At 52.5% G+C, this 16,912-nt stretch carries 15 protein-coding genes and 1 tRNA gene; 7 read left to right on the forward strand and 9 right to left on the reverse strand.

The features are described from left to right. Nucleotides 1–8: 8 nt before the first annotated feature. The gene (gene djlA, locus EGM51_15095) at nucleotides 9–761 is read right to left on the reverse strand and encodes a co-chaperone DjlA (protein ID QBG48663.1); all 753 of its coding nucleotides are present in this window, start codon (nucleotides 759–761) and stop codon (nucleotides 9–11) included. 134 nt (nucleotides 762–895) lie between these two features. Here djlA and EGM51_15100 point away from each other — a divergent pair, with 134 nt between their 5' ends. Next, entirely contained in the window at nucleotides 896–1,342 is a 447-nt protein-coding gene (locus EGM51_15100; GenBank protein QBG48664.1) for a hypothetical protein, read from the forward strand. Nucleotides 1,343–1,365: 23 nt separating this feature from the next. After that, nucleotides 1,366–1,581, forward strand: coding sequence for a DUF2132 domain-containing protein (locus tag EGM51_15105; GenBank protein QBG48665.1), 216 nt, complete (start codon nucleotides 1,366–1,368; stop codon nucleotides 1,579–1,581). Between the two features lie 41 nt (nucleotides 1,582–1,622). On the opposite strand, the gene EGM51_15110 is transcribed toward EGM51_15105, so the two are convergent. Further along, on the reverse strand, nucleotides 1,623–2,228 hold the full coding sequence (locus tag EGM51_15110; GenBank protein ID QBG48666.1) for a tetratricopeptide repeat protein: 606 nt from the start codon (nucleotides 2,226–2,228) through the stop codon (nucleotides 1,623–1,625). Nucleotide 2,229: 1 nt separating this feature from the next. Beyond that, on the reverse strand, nucleotides 2,230–2,424 hold the full coding sequence (locus EGM51_15115; GenBank protein QBG48667.1) for a hypothetical protein: 195 nt from the start codon (nucleotides 2,422–2,424) through the stop codon (nucleotides 2,230–2,232). Nucleotides 2,425–2,931: 507 nt separating this feature from the next. On the opposite strand from EGM51_15115, the gene EGM51_15120 reads away from it, so the two are divergent. From EGM51_15120 to EGM51_15135, 4 genes are read left to right on the forward strand one after another with little or no spacing between them, the layout of a single operon-like run. Next, complete coding sequence (locus tag EGM51_15120) at nucleotides 2,932–3,993, forward strand: hypothetical protein (GenBank protein QBG48668.1); 1,062 nt, start codon at nucleotides 2,932–2,934, stop codon at nucleotides 3,991–3,993. Continuing rightward, entirely contained in the window at nucleotides 3,990–5,369 is a 1,380-nt protein-coding gene (locus tag EGM51_15125) for a hypothetical protein (GenBank protein ID QBG48669.1), read from the forward strand. Before EGM51_15120 ends, EGM51_15125 begins: the two co-directional genes overlap by 4 nt. A gap of 4 nt (nucleotides 5,370–5,373) precedes the next feature. Beyond that, the gene (locus EGM51_15130; protein QBG48670.1) at nucleotides 5,374–6,834 is read left to right on the forward strand and encodes a hypothetical protein; all 1,461 of its coding nucleotides are present in this window, start codon (nucleotides 5,374–5,376) and stop codon (nucleotides 6,832–6,834) included. Nucleotide 6,835: 1 nt separating this feature from the next. Then, on the forward strand, nucleotides 6,836–7,870 hold the full coding sequence (locus EGM51_15135; protein QBG48671.1) for a hypothetical protein: 1,035 nt from the start codon (nucleotides 6,836–6,838) through the stop codon (nucleotides 7,868–7,870). Nucleotides 7,871–7,922: 52 nt separating this feature from the next. Here EGM51_15135 and der read toward each other — a convergent pair whose 3' ends face one another. From der to EGM51_15155, 4 genes are all read right to left on the reverse strand, one after another. Further along, complete coding sequence (gene der, locus EGM51_15140; GenBank protein QBG48672.1) at nucleotides 7,923–9,380, reverse strand: ribosome biogenesis GTPase Der; 1,458 nt, start codon at nucleotides 9,378–9,380, stop codon at nucleotides 7,923–7,925. A gap of 34 nt (nucleotides 9,381–9,414) precedes the next feature. After that, nucleotides 9,415–11,436: a hypothetical protein gene (locus EGM51_15145; protein QBG48673.1), complete on the reverse strand. Its 2,022-nt coding sequence runs from the start codon at nucleotides 11,434–11,436 to the stop codon at nucleotides 9,415–9,417. A gap of 131 nt (nucleotides 11,437–11,567) precedes the next feature. Next, nucleotides 11,568–12,155, reverse strand: a complete 588-nt coding sequence (locus tag EGM51_15150; protein QBG48674.1) for a LemA family protein — start codon at nucleotides 12,153–12,155, stop codon at nucleotides 11,568–11,570. 219 nt (nucleotides 12,156–12,374) lie between these two features. Then, nucleotides 12,375–12,668, reverse strand: a complete 294-nt coding sequence (locus EGM51_15155) for an HU family DNA-binding protein (protein QBG48675.1) — start codon at nucleotides 12,666–12,668, stop codon at nucleotides 12,375–12,377. Between the two features lie 924 nt (nucleotides 12,669–13,592). On the opposite strand from EGM51_15155, the gene EGM51_15160 reads away from it, so the two are divergent. Further along, nucleotides 13,593–13,669 (forward strand) — tRNA-His (locus EGM51_15160). A gap of 78 nt (nucleotides 13,670–13,747) precedes the next feature. On the opposite strand, the gene EGM51_15165 is transcribed toward EGM51_15160, so the two are convergent. Then, the gene (locus EGM51_15165; protein ID QBG48676.1) at nucleotides 13,748–15,820 is read right to left on the reverse strand and encodes a S9 family peptidase; all 2,073 of its coding nucleotides are present in this window, start codon (nucleotides 15,818–15,820) and stop codon (nucleotides 13,748–13,750) included. A 93-nt stretch (nucleotides 15,821–15,913) separates the two neighbouring features. Then, the gene (locus EGM51_15170) at nucleotides 15,914–16,756 is read right to left on the reverse strand and encodes an inositol monophosphatase (GenBank protein ID QBG48677.1); all 843 of its coding nucleotides are present in this window, start codon (nucleotides 16,754–16,756) and stop codon (nucleotides 15,914–15,916) included. Nucleotides 16,757–16,912: the final 156 nt, after the last annotated feature.

The raw sequence follows: 16,912 nt of genomic DNA on the forward strand, positions 1-16,912 counted from the left end.
TCCGCTTCTTACAGTCCGCGTTCTTTTTTGATGACGTCGTAGGCTTCGTTGACCTTGGCGAGCTGTTCGTGGGCATAGGTCATGAATTCTTCCGGCAGGCCTTTTGAGGCCAGTTTGTCGGGATGGAATTCCATGCATTTCTGACGGTAGATTTTTTTGATTTCCGCGTCGGATGCATCGGGGGAAACATCGAGTACTTTATAGGCGTTTTCAACTGCATTGACCTGTGCCGGCCGGGTTCCGCCTGCACTGCCGCCGCCGAACCCGCCGTTGAGCATGGCATCGATGGTGCCGGGACGCAGGCGGAAGGCGCGTTCGGCCTGCAGCAGAATTTCGCGTTCATTGGCATGAATGGCACCGTCGGCCGCGGCTACGGCGTGCAGTGCGCCGATAAAGGTCATGGCAATCTGCGGATTAAACTGAATGACGTCGGCGAGCTGGTTGATGTAATCCGCCGCCGTGTGCGGATCGTCTTTAGCGCGGCGGAAAATTTCGATGGCCTGTTTGCGGGTTTCGCCGGTGTAGCGGAACCGGGCCATAATGGCTTCAACCGCATCGATCTCGTCCTGTGTAATTTTTCCGTCGGCCCGCGCCATTTTGGCCAGACAGCCGAAGAAGGCGACCTGGAAGGTCTGGGAAATCTGTTTAACTTTACTGGTACCTTTGTCGAACTGATGGCCGATGCCAACGCCGACGACGGTGCCGATCGGGCCGAGCAGTGAGCCGAGTACGCCGCCGATAATTTTACCTGTCCATGCCATAGAAAAATCCTGTTCGTTGCAGCCGGCTGGAAACCGGCAGTACGTATCTCCGCCATTCTGACGGTTTCGTAAAAAGAAGATACATCGTAGCGGTTTAGCTGGTTCTTTCAACGGCAATCCTTCAGCATGCTTTCATGAATATATACGGATTTGCATTCAACCGGCGGGGAATTTTCCGATGGGCCCAGGTGGGGGCTTCCGCTTCTCTGCTGTTTTTAACGGGCTGTGCCGCGCCGGAGATGCAGATTGTCGGCGGCGGCTTCCGTAATCTCACCGATTTTCCGATCAGGGATGTTGAACTGTGTGTGATTGAAAACCATAGGGTGGTTTCCTGCAGTTACATTGGAGCCCGGGGTTTCTTTTCCACACTTATTCCGGTGCGGGCGTATGAGCAGAACGAGGTGGAAGTGAGCTGGAACTTCAGAGGCAGAACTCTGAAATCCGGCCCTTTTAAGGTAGAGGTTCCCGATCCGGTGCCCTCCGAGCCGGTTGTGGCGGTGATCCGTTTTTATCCAACCGGTCGGGTTTCGGCAATTTTCGTTCCGAAGTCGGTTATCCCTCCGGAATATATGGCGCATTAGTTCCGGACAGTGGAGAAGAAAGAATGGACAAACAACCGAATAATCCATTGCATGGCATTACGCTGGAAAAACTGCTGATCCGTCTGGTTGATCATTATGGTTGGGAAAAGCTGGGGCAGCAGATTGATATCCGTTGTTTCAACTGGGAACCGAGCATTAAATCGAGTCTGAAATTTCTGCGTAAACACCAATGGGCGCGGGATGAAGTTGAAGCGCTGTATCTGAATACCGAGTGGTGAAAATGCCGGTGGGTACCGATTGGCCGTTTTCGGATGATCCTTTATCGAAGTCCTTCAAGGTGTGTTGTGAGCGGTTGACCTTTGTGGTCGATTGCATCGGGAAAATGGTTTTTCAGCTCTTCAAACAGCTGTGCAGCCTTTTCTTTTTTACCGTCTTTAAGATAGCGCATTCCGAGATAGAGGCGGGCATAGGCGCCGACATTTACGCCGTTTAAAAAGTAGCAGGTACCGTGTTCGTTGATGGCTTTTTCCAGCAGTTCGATCTGTTCGTTTCCGGATTTGGTCTGGGCCATACTCAGCACCGCGCAGCCGGTCCGGTTTGCCTGCGGATATTTTTCGATGAGCAGTTTAAAAGCTCGGGCGGCTTCTTCTGTGGTCCAGTCTTTACTGCCGGTCTGATACGCTTTTTCAATGAGGTTGAGATCAATGCGTTTCAGGTATTCCGCATCAAGCAGCATGCGTTCTCGGGCGAGGGCTTTCTGTTCCTCCGCAATGGCTTTAACCCGTTCTTCTTCCAGAACCGGTGCCAGTTTTTCCTCCAGTTCGGCCACCCGTTTTTCGAGGGCGACAATGCGCTGTAGCAGAATGCTTTCATCGGCGTAAACCGACACGGTGAGCAGACAGGTCAATGCAATAAGCGGTTTCATATCAGTTTCCCAGCTTCGGGGGTTCGATGACACCGGCCTGCACCAGAAAATAAACTACGAACAGAAGCATCACAAAAATGACCGCGAGTTTCAGCAGGAATTTCACCGCCTTGTTGAACAGTACAAAGGTGCTGATCAGCACAGCAGCTCCGATGATTATCCATATCATGGGTGTGATTGATTGTAGTTTCTCCATGACGGCACCTTTAGGTTAAACGGGGGAAGTGTAGACGGAACCCGCCCGTATGTCTGTCCGTTAATCAGAATTTTGAAGGCGTTTCCGCACGCCGGTTTCCGGGATGTGAGTCAGAAGTTCTTTCGTTGGTTTTCACCGGGTTTCTCTATTACAAATATGTCGAGGTTGCTCAAAGTTGTCTGATAAGTTCCGGTGCCGGGCGGTGAGGATATATTGTATATTATCCTTAGTCTACAACGGGTTAGGTCAAAATAAGGCCGAATTTCGGAAATCCTTTTCCGGAAAGACCGGATACACTTTTTTCGGTGAACAGGAGATATGATCAATCGCGGGTTTTTCCGGAAATATGTTATTAGCTGTTGTAAAACAGGTGGTTAAAATAGTTTGTTTAAATATAAATCTTGACGATCTTTTCTTTATGAAAAAGTGATCAACATATGTGGGATTTGGCGTATTGTTTGCTAGGATTCAGTCTAAAGAAACGTACATTCTATGTTAGGAGATCAAATGAAAAATTCCACCTTTGCAGGTTTGGCCCTGCTGTGTTCTGTTGTTCCCGCAGTCTATTCAGAGGTTGATTTCTGGGAAGTGACGAAAGCGGAGATTTATGATCAGACGGCTGATCACACCGTTCCGGAGTCAGCGGTCAACTGGGTGCTGTATGCCGCTGTGGAGACGATGGATCCCGGAGATGCGACTTCGGTTGTGCTGGAGGGCGGGAATATTTCCGGATCGTATGCGTTTGATCAGGATGGAGCGTATTGGGAGCTGCTGGTGGAGTATTCTTCAGCAGCGGCGATGGAGAGCGAGCTTCCGGGTGAGGATGACTATCGCCTGATTCTTACAGGTGCGGGAGGATCGATTACTCAGGAATTTTCATTCGGTGAGAATAATTTCCCGGAAATTCCGTTTCTGATCGGGGAAGGTTTTTCTCAGGCTGCGGAGCTGGATCTGGCTGATCCGCTGGAGCTGTACTGGAATAATCCGGAATCTGAAACTGCGATGACGGTACAGATCAGTGAAGGTTCATTGCTCGAAGGGGATGAATTTTTTTATGAGGAGATGGATGAAAATCATATTGGAAGCTGGGATCTGGGACCGGGTCTTACCAATGAACTGTATACCGGTGCGATTGAGTTTGTCCATGGAACCAACTATTTCGGAAGCGGCTTTTCGGCGGACGGCGAAATTACGTTTAATCGTCTGACGCAGTTCCCTGTGCAGTGGGTGAATCATGCCGTGCAGGGAGATGATTTTAACGATAATACAGTGGATACCGGAAAGTGGCAGGAGCTGTTTGCCGATGAAGGGCAGTCTCTGAGCGAAACGAACGGGCAGCTGGAATGCAGCAGCAACCTCAATTCCGAGGGTGACGTTGCCTGGAAATGGAACGCAGGAAATCTGAGCCTGACCCAGGACTGGTCGGTGGCTCTGGATGTCAACTGCCTGGTGGATTCCGCATCGATGACCAATCGCGAATTCTGGTTTGGTCTGGCGCTGCTGGCTGATGGCGATCTGGACGGGGTGATGACCATGGAGTATCTGCTGAATGAGTGGGGGCAGAGGTGAAAACCTATGTGACCACTAACGAGACGGATGTTATTGAGGCGGAAGAGAATCATGATTTTGAAAAACTTTCGTTGAAACTCTCGTATGATTCCAAAGCGGGGATGCTGAGCAGTGCATACAGTTCCGGAGGGGATTATATTGTGCATACGAATGTATCGGTTGAAGCGTTTTCCTCTATTGATCCGGAAGGATTCTGTCCGGCCGTTTTCTTCGGTGCGGAAAACAGTCCGGAAATTGCGGGACAGGTTTTTGTGGATAATTTCCGCATCTACGGGGGGCAGACGCTGAGCAACCATGTGGAACTGGTGCAGATTGAATATACCAAGGCATTCGGCACTCCGGGAGCATTGGATGATGAGCAGATTTACGACATTGAGGTGCTGACCGGGTACGGCGTTACTTCGGTCCGTCTGGAAACCTCAGCCGGTGACGTGGTGGAGGAATTCGAGCAGGAGTTTGCAGATGCGGGTGTGGTTGAGTGGGACTTTGAAGCGTCGGATCCGATGAGTGAACCTTATGCGTCGGCCCGGGACGGTGAGTGGCTGGTTACGCTCGGCTTAAACAACGGGACTTTTGTTTCAACCTATATCCCGTTTCTACAGCAGAATGACGCGCCGATTCCGGACATCGGAACGGCACCTGAATTTACGGTTCCGGTAGATCTGCATGGATCGCTTACCGCGGCATCGGCAATCGATGTAGAATGGAGTGAGCCGGATTCCAACGCGGTGCTGATTGGCCTTGAAGTTACGTCCGAATACGATGACCAGGAATTTCTTTACTACGATGCGCTGGATGATGCGGTCGGGCTTGCCCCGTCCGCAGAGGGGCCGCTCAGTACCCGTGCGCAGGGTTCCGTTCCGCTTGAGGAAGGTGAAAATGAGCTGCTGATTTATAACGGCTGGGTACGCACCGGTTTTAATGAAGACAACGTGGCTTTTGTGGTCGGTAAATATGCGGAATCAATGGCGGTTGTTATTCGGACGGATGCGTCGGATGCCGATGCCGACCTATTACCGGATGCCTGGGAAATTCAGTATTTCGGTTCGACGAATGCATTGAATGGGGGCACTTATGAGGATTATGACGGCGATGCTTCCGGGAACCTGGATGAATATATTGCCGGAACGAATCCAACAAATGCCGCCTCGTATTTCAAAATCTCGCAGATCGAGGCGGATCCTTATGCCTTTACCCTTCAGTGGCCTTCTGTAGAGGGCCGGGAATATGAGGTATACTGGAAATCGAGCCTGACCAACAGCAGCGCGGAATCGCTCGGCACCGTTCAGTGGCCGCAGTCGGAATTCACCGATTGGTCGAAAATTTATGATGAACCGCAGGGCTTTTATCTGATTCGTGTCCGGCTGGCGGAATAATCGGGTGAAATTTATTCTTCATTTCCGCATGGGGGCCGCCCTTCTGTTTCTGGCAGGGGCGGCGGTCGGCATAGATACCGCGTTTGCCGGAGTAACGGAATTCAAGGGACGCTTCCGGCAGGAGGGGCTGGAAGCGGGGCTGGTGGATTCCAATGGGAAGGGTTGCGGTAAAGCGGTTTTTAAATTCACCGATTTCCGTTACAGTTTTTTTATCCTCATGGGTGAGCTGTGCGAGGTGTTTCAGTTTAATCATGAGTTCCGGTATCTGAAGTATCGATGCCCGATGAACGGGCATACGATTTATATTGAACCGACAGACGAGCCGGAAGCGGTCTATGAGCCATCGTATGCGACAGGCCATCACGGTACACTGAAACTGCCGCGTGCGGATTTCCTTCGGCTGAAGGTGACGGATTTTAATTTTACGCTTCATTTTTTCGATGCGGATCTGCCGCTTCTCATCATCCGGGATTTCCCGGGGTACATTAAAGCGCAGCGGAAAGGTTCGTTTGACGTGCCGGGATCGCCTAACTGGGATTCGTGGGGGAATTTGCCTGTATTTTTGCGGATACCGGGCAAAGAGTTTATCGAGGAGGACCATGCCAAGGCGGCTTTTGCACGACAGGTGGTTAAGCATAAAGGTTCGACCGTCATTCACGGGAATTTTTCCTGGGGCCGAACCCTTGAGCTGAAAGATTTTGAGTTCAGTTACAGCGAACTGGTTTCGATCTGCGCGAAGTATGGTCTGCTGGATGTGCTCTATGAAAAGGATGCACCGGAGGTTGAATATCAGGCCTTAATCCGCAGTTTTGCGCAAGGGGCGGAATCGCCCGAGCGGCAGCTGAAAACCTATGAGGCAGTCAGGCAGGTACTGGATACAGCCGGTGCGCCGGCATCTACACTTGAAATGGTCGGGCAACTGAACCGGGAGTGGTTCAACGGCTACATCAGCCAGCGTGCTCCGATGAGTTTTGACGGCGACAGCTATACGCAGCCGGAAAAGATGAATACCTTACTGGATCTGTATGAGGAAAAGTACGGCGAGTGGCTGCCCTATTCGGATCTGTCGTTTGATTTCAGCCTTCAAATGAACGTTTCGTTCCGGATGACCGCTTATCTGTATTACCGTCAGGGTCTTACATTGCAGACCGAGTCCTATGCCAAGCTGCCTGAAGAGGAAAAGCGGCGGCGAAAAGAAAGAGCAGCTGAAAAACGGCGGCGCCTCAAAGCGAATTATCCGCCGCCGGAACCTTACGTCAGTAAAGAATATACCGTAACGATTCCGTATCAGGCGATGGGGGATAAAGAATCTGCGGTCAAACATAATGAGGCATTGAATAAGGAAATTAATGAAATCCGCAAACGCTGGCAGCAGCGCCCTAAACCCGAAGGCTGGAACTGGGAATGGGTTGTGGATGTTGAGTGGATGTTTTCGGAAGAGGACTCGGATGTTGAGGAGAAATGAAATGTTACAGAACAGCGTGAAAAAAAGCTTCGTTGCTGCAGGCGGAATGGCACTGCTGCTGGTTGCCGGGTGCACCACAAAAACCGTGGAACCGTGGAGTAAATGGCGGGAGAGCAGTCGGAAGCAGGTTTCGCTTCAGCCGGAAGGGGGATATCCGGTGGAAATCCGTGCGCTGGAGATAGAAGAGAGCTGGACATCATCGGAGCGTCCGGAACCGGTGCTGATCTCGGAGCTTGCGGTGCAGTGCATCGTTGAAGAGGATGTGCGTTTCAGACGGTCGCGCACCCACACCACTAAAAAACACATTCCTCTGGTAGGAAAACCCAGCACCGGCAATATCATTTCCTTCTACCTGGATATCGCGGTGAATATCGTTACGTATCCGCTGAGATGGAAATCATATGAATATAATTCCACCGACTATGATTATGAAAATGAAGAAAAGACCGAGCGCGAGAGCGATGTCCGCTGGATCAGTGCTGGCGATCTTCCCGTGGAGGAACGTCCGTATGTTAATCTGCCGGACCTGAAAAAGCATGCTGTGCAAAACTATAATAGCATGCGCTGGAATCTTTCTTCGTATGAGGAGGACCTGCTGGAACTTTCCGTATTGAATGTGGAAATCAGCCGGCCGCTTCCGGATGATCAGCGGGAGGTTGTAGCCACGGATACTGTAGAGCTGAAAGCCTACCAGGAAGCAGTGGCCGCTTACCGGAAACATCAGGAGCAGCTCATTGCCGCCGAGGCGGAACGCAAGGCGGAGCGCAGCCGGAAGATTGCCGGGTGGATCAGTCATGCGCGTGAAGAGCAGGAGGCCATCATCCGCTTTGAGGAAAACGGGGAGTATAAAAAGGCGCTGGATGCTGTGTCGGACCTGTTGCGTTTTCTGGACCAGGACACCGGGTACGATTTTGAGATGGCGACGCTGATTCGGGAGGAAACAGGAATTACAAAAGCCGATCTGAAAGCGCGCCGGCTTGAGCTTGCCGGCCTGTCGGGCGATCTGGATCTGCTGATGAAACTGCAGCAGGAGTAGATTTTATCCGGCTCGTATGAATGCGGCTTCCGGTTCCCGGGCGCCGCGTTTTTTATTTCTGCTTCGGGCGGGAGCGGGCAACGAGCTTGATAAAGATCGGGGCGCCCTCCAGACCGAAGGCTTCGCGGAACTGGTTCTGCAGATAGGCCAGCCAGTTGGAACGGGCGTTGGCAGGATCGTTGACGAAAATTTTGAAATAGATCGGGTTGGTTCCCGACTGCGTGGCGTAGAAAATCTTGAGGCGTTTGCCTTTGGCGATCGGCGGGGGATATTTGGCGACCGCCTGTTCAATGACGCGGTTGAGGACGCCGGTGGTGATTTCGGTGCGGGTCATGGCGGCGACATAGTCGATGGCCTCGACGGAGCGTTTGATGTTGTAGCCGCTTTTAGCGGAAACAAACAGCACCGGAGCAAATCCCATAAACGGCAGTGCTTCGCGCAAGGCCGGAAGATACTGTGTCTGCGTGATTTCCTGGTCCGCTTCTTCGGCGAGGTCCCATTTGTTGCAGAGAATCAGGCAGCCTTTCTGGGCATCGATGATTTTTGCCGCAACCTTTTTATCCCGACTGGTCGGGCCGGTTTCGGCATCGAGAATCATGACCACGACGTCAGCCCGCTCAATGGCCTTATCTGTTCGGAGATTGGAAAACCAGTCAACGGCCCCTTTGCCCCGCGTATCTTTCTGGACACCTGCGGTGTCGATTAACTCATAGTGCCGGGCGCTTTCGCCTTTCCCGATCGTGAAAGGAACTTCGATGCTGTCGCGTGTCGTTCCCGGAATATCGGAGACAATCACACGTTCATCTTTCAGCAGGCGGTTAATATAGGACGATTTGCCGGCATTCGGTCGGCCGACCACGGCGACACGCAACGGTTTTTTTTCTGTCGGATTGTCTTCTTTCGGCAGCTGGGGAATCAGTGCGTCCATCAAATCACTAATCCCGCGGTTCTGAATGGCGGAAACCGGATAGGTAGGGAAACCGAGCTGATCAAAATCATAGATATGCTCTTCACGTTCCGGATTATCGGTTTTGTTGGCGGCCAGCAGAACAGGAATTCCGCTTTCGTGCAGAATACGTGCAACTTCTTCGTCGAGCGGTGTGAGTCCGGCGGTGATATCGGTGACGAATATAATGAAAGAGGCATCGGCAATGGCGATTTTCGCCTGTGCCTCTGTGCCGGCCACAATCTGGTCATCGGAAACCTGTTTATCAAAATGGCCCAGTCCACCGGTATCGATCAGCTCAAAGCGTTCATTATTCCAGCGGGCTTCGCACGCCACGCGGTCGCGTGTAACACCGACCTCTTCGTGCACGATGGACACACGACGGCCCACGAGCCGGTTGAACAGTGCTGATTTTCCAACATTCGGCCGGCCTACAATTGCCACAACTCTTTTGCTTTTCGTCTCTTCCATAGCGCGAAGGGTGATACGTGAATCCGCTTCAGCGGTCAACGGGAAAGGGAAAAAGAATGGATTAATGAAGACGGCAGGAAATGGATTGTGCATCCCGTCAGTGGCGGTTCTGTTATCCGGTATTTCGTTAATTCATACTGACGGGAGTAACCCAGGGCGGGACGGGGCAGTCGAGCGTGGCGGCAACAGCGCGGAAGAGCTCAACTTCAGAAACAGAGATTTCGTGGTCGTGCATCATGCAGGCGAGAGCGGCAGCAAGAAGCTCCTTTTTTACCTGGCTGGAGGATTCATTGAATTTGGTCAGGGCGGTTTCAAGCTGTTTCCAGGTACATTGTTCCGGTTCTGTCATCTGCAGTTCGGCTCTCGGATCCTGAATGATGTTTTTACCGGCGTGGAAGGCGGATGCGGCTTCTTCTTCGGTGTCATGGCATTTCCGGGCAAGCATCGAAAGCAGTACAGAGGCTTCGGGCAGGAGGCCCCGAATGGCATAATAATTTACCACCGGTTTTTTTCCGACCTTTTCAAAAACGGGGTCCAGATGGTGTTTCAGGACACGCTGCAGCGCAAACTCAAAGACATCGGTTTGCTGATCGGCCTCAACCAGCGCCTTCACCACCTGCATGAAGGTGTCGTACTGGGCTTCCGAGAGAAAACGTAACGAGGGAATGGTGAGGTCGATAACCGGAAGCCGGAGCGCGGGATCGAGTTTTCCAAGGTTTGGAAGCGCACGTTCCAGGGTCTGGAAAACCTCGGTTTCGGCCTGGGTTTTCAGCAGCTCCATTTGTGCATCGAGAATTTCTTTACGTGAATCGAGCAGAAGGAAATAGATGAGCATGCGTGCACCGTAGGGGCTGGAGGCATGTTCACGTATGGTTTCCGGAATGGACGCAATGAGTGCTTTTGCGGTTTCCGCATGTTTTTCCATAGGTCGGCCGATGGATTCAAGCAGCTGGTGTCCGTTTAGTTTAGGACTGTTTTTCCGGGATTTTCCCGGCTTTCTTTTTGCGGTGCGCACTTGTGCGGGGGAAGGGGGTATTGTTTGGGCGACGCAGGAATAATTTTCCGTAAGACCGGCGATCCCTTCCTCCGGCAGCGGCGCACCTTCGATGGTATGCAGGTGTTGATGCAGTGTTTCAAGATTTACCGGTTCAAAGGTTCCTGAAAAACCGGGTTCCAGCCATTGGATCCGCTGTCTGAGCGGCGGATGGGTCGAAAACATACTGCGGACGCCGCTGCCGAAAAACATATGGCTGGCCTGTCCGGCCTGAGGAGATTGTATATGTGAACCATGGACCAGCCCGCCGATCTTTTTCAGAGCCGCTGCCAAACCGTCGGGATTCCGCGTAAACTGAACGGCCGAGGCATCGGCCAGGCGTTCGCGGTGCCGGGAGATGGAGGCTTTAATCAGATTACCGAAAAAGTAGCCGGTGAATCCGACCGCGATCAGTATGAGCCCGGCGGCCAGGAGGGGAGCGGCCGCTCTGGCTCCGTCACGGGAGCGGCCGATATCGCCACTGAAATGCAGCAGCACCCGTCCGGTGAGGCCGATGATCAGCAACCCGTGGAGAAAACCGATCAGCTGGATATTCAGGGCCATATCCTTATTGAGAATATGGCTGAATTCATGGGCGATCACCCCCTGCAGTTCATCGCGGGAAAGGCCGGTCATCGTACCGTAGGTTACCGCAACAACGGCATCATTTATTCCGAAACCGGCAGCAAAAGCATTAATACCTTTTTCATGTGGCATCACATAGACCGGAGGAACGGGAACGCCGGAGGCAATTGCCATCTCTTCAACCACATTGCGCAGACGGCGCTCGAAAAAGTCATCGGTGGATGGAAGAATCTCGCGTCCACCGAGCATCATAGCTACCGATGATCCCCCGCCCCGTCGCAGTTCAGCGATTTTCAGTAGCGCTCCGCCGAGTACCACCATCAGCGTGACACCGCATACGCCGATAAACAGATGGGGATACCACCACTGAAAATCCGGTGGCACGGTGGCCTGCGCAGTTTTGTAGAAGTGCCAGAAGGCAACCGGCAGAAAATAGACGAGCAGAATGGTTCCGGCCACTGCAATTGAAAACTGCACCGTCAGCAGCAGTGTGCTCCGCCGTGCCTGATCCTGTTGGGCAAAAAAATCCATGGGAATGGAAGGTGAAACTGAAATCGGAAATGTGAATATGGACTTTGAACTACGGAAACGCGTGATTTATTTCAGATTTCAGATTTCAGATTTCAGATTTCAGATTTCAGATTTCCGGTTTCCGGTTTCGATTAGAAACTCACTTTCGGGGCATCTTTGACGGCGCTGTCTTCGACTTCGAACAGTACGGCCGGAGTAAAGTTGAACATGCCGGCGATGATGTTGGAAGGGAATACTTCGCGCTTTGTATTGTATACGGTAACCGCGTCGTTATAGGCCTGACGGGCGAAGGAGATTTTATTTTCGGTGGAGGTCAGCTCCTCAGTCAGCTGCATCATGTTCTGATTGGCTTTGAGATCCGGATAGGCTTCGGAGAGCGCGAACAGTTTGCCGAGGGCACCGGTCAGCATGCCTTCCGCACCGAGCAGACCGGCCATGGCCCCGGCATCGCCCGGATTTGTCGCGGCGGCTTTGCCGGCTGATGCCGCCTGGTTACGAGCCTGAATGACGGCCTCGAGCGTTTCGCGCTCGTGCTCCATATAGCCCTTGGCGGTTTCAACGAGATTGGGAATCAGGTCGTAGCGGCGTTTCAGTTGGACATCAATCTGGGCAAAGGCGTTTTTAAAGCGGTTGCGCAGCACCACGAGGCCATTGTACATCCCGACGATCCACAGAGCCAGCACTACGATGAGTCCGAGCAGTACGAGTAAAGCAATCATGTCTCCTCCTTGGTTAATAACGTGTCGGCATAGTAGATAAAGCACCGCATATTTTCACTTATAAAAGCTGTAGGTATTTGTAATTCATTTTTCCCGGGCAGGTGCCGAAAGTCTGCCGATCAGGAGTGATACTGTGCCGGGCTGTGCAGCACAGTGTGATGGATGAGGAAGCAAAAAAGGAGCCGCTCGGGCTCCTTTATCGTTACCAAAAAACGCTGGTTATTTCTTTTTCGGCGGGACGATGGCGTCCTGACAGGCTTTGAGGGTTTTGATTTTAACAATAGTTTTCGCAGCGATTTTGATGGTTTCGCCGGTAGCGGGGTTGCGGCCTTTACGGGCTTTACGACGGGATTTAGTGATTTTTCCAATACCCGGGATGGTGAAGCCGTCTTTGGACTTTCCGCCTTTATAGGCCTGTGCAACGAGCGATTCGAGTGCGGCTTTGGCCTGTACTTTTGTAATGCCGGCGTCATCCGCCATTTTGGCGATGATGTCACTTTTGGTTGCTGCCATGTAATTACTCCTTGTTATGATTTATGGCTTTCTGCAGATGTCCTCTCCACCCTCTGGTGAAATAAGCATCCTTATAGAGAGGTATAGAAGATTTGTTTGTCTTTCTGCAAGAACAGAAATGCCTTGAAAGGCGTTTTTTTCAGGTTGTCGGTTTCGGAATCCTCAATACAGGCGGGGGGATCGAAGGGCCTGCTCTGCGAAGAGTTAATAAAATCAAGCATGAAAGGATACCGGTGCTGCGAAAAAAAGAAGAGAGCGCCCCGCGGAGGACTCTCCCTTTTTGTTTTCAACCACTGAAAAACGAAAGGGCTTTGCTGCCGCGCTCACCGGTGCGGATACGCTTTTCAAACGGGGTGATGGACATCTTGCCGTCGCCCACTCTTTCGTCTTCGCTATGCCGGCGCAGGCGAGTGAGACGGGGCGCCGCCGCATCGTAAAAGGAGCCGATTAACATAGATACCATTTACTAAAACATTCGGGTCTTAACGACAGCGTTATTCCGCGCAGCGACGCAGAGCGCGCGGAGCCATTTATGACTGAATTTCTCTGCGCTCTCTGCGCCTCTGCGAGGGATCAAATTTATAACGGATAGTTTTAACGTTTGGTATGAGATGTTTCCCCAAAGGTTGACTGTGCTGTAACCTACCTGTTTTTATACTGAATAATATAAACGAATAAAAATAAACCCTCTCTAAACACCGGAGCAAACCGAAGTGCTGAGGTTTATAAAATACAAATGTACGGGAATCCGTCCGCGATCAGAAGCGTGAGAACAGATCTGCCGTTCAGGGAACGGATAAACATCATGTTTTCCAAACGCAGGAAGTGTATCGAATTGTGCGCCACAACACCGGGGTTGAATATTCCGGTAAAAAACGATTGATTTTCCTGCCGTTCCCGTTATCTTCTTCGCTCTTTCGGTTGGTGATTGTAGCTCAGTTGGTTAGAGCGCCTGGTTGTGGCCCAGGAGGTCGCGGGTTCGAATCCCGTCTTTCACCCCAGTTTTCAGCTCCCTCGCAACCGCGCGGGAGCTTTTTTTGGCTCTTTTGCAAATTACGGTGCAGAGCTTGTTTTGTACCTTACTTTGAAAGCATCTTCAGCAGGTAGACATAGCTGATGGCGGTGGATTGGGCGCGCTGTTCGTTGGTGACGCCGGCGCCGTGGCCGCCTTCGGTGTTTTCAAAGTAGAAAACGGGGTGGCCCATGGCGGCCATTTTCGCGGCCATTTTACGGGCGTGGCCGGGATGGACCCGATCGTCGCGCGTGGTGGTTTTGAAGAAGATTTCCGGATATTTCCGATCCTTGGACAACTTCTGGTAGGGCGAATATTTTTTGATGTAGGCCCATTCGTCGGGGTTGTCGGGATCGCCGTATTCCGCCATCCAGCTGGCCCCGGCGAGCAGTTTGTGATAGCGCTTCATATCCAGCAGGGGCACTTCGCAGACCACTGCGCGGAAAAGGTCGGGCCGCTGCATGGTGACGGCCCCGACGAGCAGGCCGCCGTTGCTGCCGCCCTGAATGCCGAGGGTTTCCGGCGAGGCATAGCCGTGTTTGATCAGGTCTTCCGAAACGGCGATAAAATCATCGTAGGATTTCTGTTTGTTTTCTTTCCGGGCGGCTTCGTGCCAGGCCGGGCCGAACTCGCCGCCGCCGCGGATATTGGCCACCGCAAACGCGCCGCCGTTGGCCAGCCAGGTGGAGCCCATGACCGGGGAATAGAACGGACGCAGAGAAACTTCAAATCCGCCGTAACCGTAGAGCAGGGTCGGGGTGGAGCCATCCATTTTTCCGGATTTTGGAAAGACGATGGAGTAGGGGATTTTTGTGCCGTCTTTGGAAACCGCTTCATGCAGTTTGACTTCGAATCCGGAGGGATCAAAAAATTCCGGCATACTTTTCATTTTCACGATTTCGGATTCCGGCTTTTCCGAAAAGTAGAGGGCGCGTGCCCGCAGAGCGCTTTCGTGGGTGAAGAAAAAGCGGTCGGAATAATCGTCGGCCGAAACCACGGAAAGCGTGCCGAATTCCGGGGCATCGATTTTTTCCGCCGCCCATTTTCCATTGCTGAACGTATGGCGCTCAAATTCATCGAAACGGCCGCCTTTGAAGATCCGTACAATCAGCTGGTTTTCCGTGGAGGAGACATCGCCGAGGCTGTCCTTTTCCGAGGGCTGGAAAAGGATGGAAACCGCATGTTTTCCCTTCAGCAAGGCCTCGTAATCCAGCGCAACCAGCGATCCCGCCGCAATGGTTTTTCCCGCGACGTTCCACTCTTTTTTCGGGGTTACCAGCAGATGGTTTTTAAAGATACCGCTGAGGTCGGCGGTCAGCGGAATATCGAGCGGGATCAGTTTCCCGTTTTCATAGGCGCGGTATTTCGATTCATAAAATGAAATTCCCCGGTAAACCATCACATAGTTCCGCTCTGCGGTCCGCTGCACATAGGCCCCGACGCTGACGTCGGAGCTTTCCCCTTCAAAGATCAGTTCCGCTTCACTCAGCGGGGTGCCGCGTTTCCACTTTTTCACCTGGCGCGGATAGCCGGACGACGTCAGGGAACCTTCGCCGAAATCGGTGCCGACCAGCAGGGTGTCGCGGTCCAGCCAGCTGACGCGTGTTTTGGCTTCATCGAGTTTAAAGCCGTTTTCAATGAAGGCTTTTTTATGCATATCAAATTCGCGCACCACGACGGCATCTCCGCCGCCGCGCGACAGTTTAACCAGCGCAACGTCAAAGTCCGGGGCCAGCACATCAACGCCCTTGTAGGACCATTTTTCATTTTCTTTTTCGGCCAGTTCGGCGACGTCGAGCATCACTTCCCACTCAGGATTTTTCTTTGCATATTCGGTCGGCGTGGTGCGCCGCCAGACGCCGCGCGGGTATTCGGCGTCCTGCCAGAAATTATAATAATACCCGTCGCGGATTCCGGGATAGGCGATACGCTCCTGCGAGTTCAGAATTTCCAGTGTCTTTTCATAGACCGCTTTATATTTCGGATAGTTGGTCAGCACATTGAGGGTGTCAGCATTCTGCTGCTCCACCCACGCCATCGCTTTTTCGCTGTCGACCTCTTCCAGCCATTGGAAAGGGTCATTCTGTGCCGTTGCCGCTATCGTCATGATCAGTAGTCCCGTTGTCAGTTGTTTCATCATTATTCAGATCCTTTGGAAAATAGGTTATGCGTCGCGCCTGCTGAAAAAGGCCGTCCACAGGCCGCCGCATTCACGCGTCAGCAAACCGCCTGTTCACGGCTGTATCTGTTCCTTCAGTTGAATCACCCGGCGGGCCAGCTCCGGATCGGTTGCAAACAGAATGCCGACGCGGTTGAACCGGTTATATTCGGCATTAAAATTCAGGGGATTGCCGCTCATATCGGAAACGACCGCCCCGATTTCGGTATACATGCAGGCCGTTGCGGCATAATCCCAGAAGCAGCCGCCGCCCGGCTGCTCTTTCGGAAATTTGAAATAGCAGGCCGGCGGACTTTCCAGGCACCAGAGGGCATTCATGACGCCGCCGCCCTGAGCTTTTACACGTGCTCCGAGCGCATCGGCAACCTGCCCGCAATATGGAAATTCCGCCACGCTGCGGTCGGTAATGATTTGTAGCTGCGATCCATGAACGCGGATCTTCCAGGGTTTGGAATTCCGAAATGCGCCGCCGCCCCGGACGGCATGATAAAGCGTGTGTTCCACCGGGTCATACACCACACCGATCTCAGGAATACCGGTTTTCGAAACCAGCGCAATCGAAACCGAATAGCCCGGTACGGCCTCAATAAACGGAAGCGTTCCATCGATGGGATCAATGCACCAGAAATAATCCTTTTCCAGCCGGCTGCCGTCATCCGGGCTCTCCTCGGTCAGCAGCGCGAGATCAAATTCGGCAAACGTCGGCTCCAGTATCCGCAGCACGATGTCCTGACTCTGGCCGTCGACTTCCGTCAGCACCTGCGACGCCAGATTATCGCCTTCTTTATCCTGCCGGATGTCCAGCGGCCGTGTTTCGGCAATATGCTTTCCCGCCGCCTCTGCGGCTTCAATGGCGATACTGCACAGCGAATTCAAGTGGTTTGCATTCAGTTTCATGGGAAAGAAGAGTAGCAACGAATGAATAGAAAGCAACGAATCAGCAGGTATAGATTTGCGGGCATGATGCAGGCTGCTGCAGTACTTCGTGCGCCGGCTTTTCCAATGATTGGAAAATAAGATCGGCAATCGGAAAGCCCGCGGGAAGCAGGGCAG

It is taken from the genome of Verrucomicrobia bacterium S94, from assembly GCA_004299845.1.
Classification (GTDB): Bacteria; Verrucomicrobiota; Kiritimatiellia; order Kiritimatiellales; family Pontiellaceae; genus Pontiella.